The organism is Streptomyces boncukensis, assembly GCF_011045075.1.
Classification (GTDB): domain Bacteria; phylum Actinomycetota; class Actinomycetes; order Streptomycetales; family Streptomycetaceae; genus Streptomyces; species Streptomyces boncukensis.
This window is the reverse complement of record NZ_JAAKZZ010000693.1, coordinates 1-3,129: the sequence shown is the minus strand read 5'-3', so window position 1 is coordinate 3,129 and position 3,129 is coordinate 1. Positions and strand designations below refer to the sequence as shown.

The window sequence follows — 3,129 nt, the reverse complement described above, 5'->3', positions numbered from 1 at the left end:
GCGGTGTCCGGTTCCGGCACCGGGACCCCCGCGCCGCCGGAACCGGACACCGCACCGCCCGACGCGGACGCCGGGCCCGGGGACGGTGCGGACGAGGCCGCGCTTGCGGACGCCCCGGCCGCGGCCGGGGCCGCCGAGCCGCTGCACGGCCGGGACCCGTACGGCACGCCCCCGTACGGGCGGCCCGGTCCATGGGCCCTCGCGCCGCCCGTACAGCGGCCGGCGGGGACGTCGCCGACACCCCCGCACGGGGTGCCGGCAGCCCGCCCCACCACCGGCACTCCGCCGCACGGGGTCCCAGCCGCCGGGACCCCGCCCTACGGGGTGCCTGCGGCCCGTGCGGCCCAGGCGGCGCCGCCGCCGAAGCCCGTGCGGCGCCGGCTGCGCGCCGCCGTCGGCATCCTCGCTGTGGTCCTCCTCGCCGGCGGTACGGGCGGGGCGACCGGCGCCTTCATCGAGCGGAACGGCGGTGTCGGCGACATCGAGCTGTCCCAGACCCCCGAGGACGCCGAGGACGCCGCGGGGGAGCGGGCGCCGGACAGCATGGCGGGTATCGCGCGGCGCACGCTCCCCGGCGTGGTCACGCTGCACGCGCCCGTCGGCGGAGCCGGGAGAGGGGGGAGGGACGCGGCGGAGGGCACGGGCACCGGCTTCGTCCTCGACCGGCGCGGCCATATCCTCACCAATCAGCACGTGGTCGCCTCGGCGGGTTCCGGTCCGTCCGTGCGGGTGCGGTTCACCGGGGGCCAGACCGCGCGGGGCGAGGTCGTCGGCGCGGACCGGGGCTACGACCTGGCGGTGGTCAAGGTGTCCGGCGTCACCGGGCTCAAGCCGCTGCCGCTGGGCAACTCGGACGCGGTGCGGGTGGGGGACGCGGTGCTCGCGTTCGGCTCCCCGTTCGACCTCGACGGCACCGTCACCACCGGCATCGTGAGCGCCACCAGCCGCTCCATCGCCATGGGCGGCGGGGACAGCGGCAGCGAGCTGAGCTATGTCGACGCGCTGCAGACCGACGCGCCCATCAACCCGGGCAACTCCGGCGGCCCGCTGGTGGACGCCGGGGGCCGGGTGATCGGGATCAACAGCGCGCTGCGCGGCCCGCGCGACGACTCCCCGTTCCCCGGCGACGACGCGGACGGCGGCGGCAGCGTCGGCCTCGGCTTCGCCATCCCGGTCAACCAGGGCAAGCGCGTCGCCGAGGAGCTGATCAACGACGGGGTGGCGACCCACCCCGTGATCGGCGCCACGGTCGATATGCAGTACGGCGGCACCGGCGCCCGGATCGGAGGTTCCGGCGGTTCCGGTTCCGGTTCCGGTGGCGAGGGCCGGGCGGTGGCACGCGGCGGCCCGGCGGACCGGGCCGGGCTGCGGGAGGGCGATGTCGTCACGGCGGCGGGCGGCGCCGCGGTGCGCAGCGGCGAGGAGCTGATCGTGCGGATCCGCAGCCACCACCCCGGGGACACCCTGCGGCTGACCGTGCGGCGGGACGGCGAGGAGCGCACCGTCCGGGTGACGCTCGGCTCGGCGCGCGGCGACGGCGGCGACGCGGACGGGAACGGGGAGTGAACAGGGGACGGGACGGGACGCACCGGGACGGAACGGCGAGGGTGGCCTCCCACGCCGGGGGCGGGTGCGGGTACCGTGACATCTGGCCGTACCGGCCGTGGACGTACTGAGGGAGCTGCGCGGTGTTCTTCGACATAGGACCGCTGGAACTGGTGGCGCTCATCGTCCTCGCCGTGCTCATCTTCGGTCCGGACAAGCTGCCCAAGGTGATCCAGGACGCCGCGGCGTTCATCCGGAAGGTGCGCCAGTTCTCGGACAGCGCCAAGGAGGACATCCGGTCGGAACTGGGGCCCGAGTTCAAGGACTTCGAGTTCGATGACCTGAACCCCAAGACGTTCGCGCGCAAGCATCTGCTGGACGACGACGAACTGGGCATCAAGGAGATCCGGAACACCTTCGACCTGCGCAAGGACCTCACCGAGGTCGCCGACGCGGTCAACGGCAAGGAGAGCGGGAGCGGCGGCGAGGCGCAGGGCGGCGGCGGACGGCTGAGCCTCACCAAGGACGGCGCCGAAGGGCCGAGCGTCCCGGCCGGCCCGGCCGGCTCGGCCGGTGAAGCGCCGGCCCCCGCGCCGCGGAACGGCGAGCGGCTGCGCAAGGCCGAACCACCGCCGTTCGACGCCGACGCCACCTGAATCGGTCCGACCCCGCCCCGTCCGACTACGGTGCCGGGAGTGGGACATCTGAGTCGTTAGAGGGCCATCTTGCCCCCCGTCTGGCCACACTGACCGCATGCATGCCCGACACCGGGGACCCGGGTGGCTATCCTCCCTGTGTCCGGGGCTGTCGTCCGTACAGAGGGCCGGCCGTCCATGGCACAGGCCAATGAGGAGGCGTCGCACAGATGGAGACGACGAGTCGGGTAGCCGGGGAAACCGGGCCCGCCGCGCAGGGGGTCCCCGGTGCGCGGCGGGCGGTGGACGGCTTTCTGCTGGCCGCCTTTCCGTGGTACGGCCTCGATGCGGCCTACCCGGGGCCGCGCTGGCTGATGCAGGTGGGGTCCGCGGCCGACGGCACGGTCGAGCACGGTTCCACAGGCCACGGAACCGCGCCCTCGCTCCGCGGGGAGACCGGCCCCGACGAGCAGAGCTTCGCGGTCGTGGTGACCGTCGCCAGCCGCCCGGTGCGGCGCAGCGCGGACGGCACCGGCGTCCTGGAGGCGACCTCGGTCTCCACCGCCGCCTGGCTGGCGGGCTCCGGCCTGCTCTCGTGCACCTGGCCGCGGGAGATGGAGCGCGGCCTGCGCCAGGACTGGCTCGACCAGCAGACCGTGGTCGCCTGGGAGCTCGCCGACGACCTCGGCGGCCCCGGCTGGAGCACCCTGTCGCTGCCGGTCGACGGAACGCCGACGGACTTCCACTACCGCGAGTCCGAGTACGGCTGGGTGCTCGCCGGGTCCGCACAGGAGGGGGTGCACCTGGGCGCGTACGGACGGGGGATGAGCGCGTACGGGCTCGGCTTCGCGGTCGTGAAGGACATCACCGCATACGAGTGAGCGGCCCGGCCGCGGGCCGTGCCGCGCCCGGGAGGGCCGGGCCGTGCGGCGTCCGGGAGGGCTGGGCG

At 75.4% G+C, this 3,129-nt stretch carries 3 protein-coding genes; all 3 read left to right on the top strand.

The genetic code is table 11. The features are described 5' to 3' along the window. Positions 1-3 precede the first annotated feature (3 nt). The 3 genes from G5C65_RS34355 (at position 4) to G5C65_RS34345 (ending at position 3,061) form a co-directional block, all read left to right on the top strand. Complete coding sequence (locus G5C65_RS34355; protein WP_165302981.1) at positions 4-1,566, top strand: trypsin-like peptidase domain-containing protein; 1,563 nt, start codon at positions 4-6, stop codon at positions 1,564-1,566. 122 nt (positions 1,567-1,688) lie between these two features. Beyond that, positions 1,689-2,201 (top strand): sec-independent translocase, encoded by a 513-nt coding sequence (locus tag G5C65_RS34350; protein ID WP_165302980.1) that lies wholly within the window; start codon positions 1,689-1,691, stop codon positions 2,199-2,201. Between the two features lie 209 nt (positions 2,202-2,410). Continuing rightward, positions 2,411-3,061, top strand: coding sequence for a hypothetical protein (locus G5C65_RS34345; RefSeq protein WP_165302979.1), 651 nt, complete (start codon positions 2,411-2,413; stop codon positions 3,059-3,061). The last annotated feature ends 68 nt before the right edge of the window (positions 3,062-3,129 follow it).

Bases quoted from the DNA above. Each gene is read 5' to 3' on its own strand.
- G5C65_RS34345 (WP_165302979.1), top strand. From the start codon at position 2,411: ATGGAGACGACGAGTCGGGTAGCCGGGGAAACCGGGCCCGCCGCGCAG.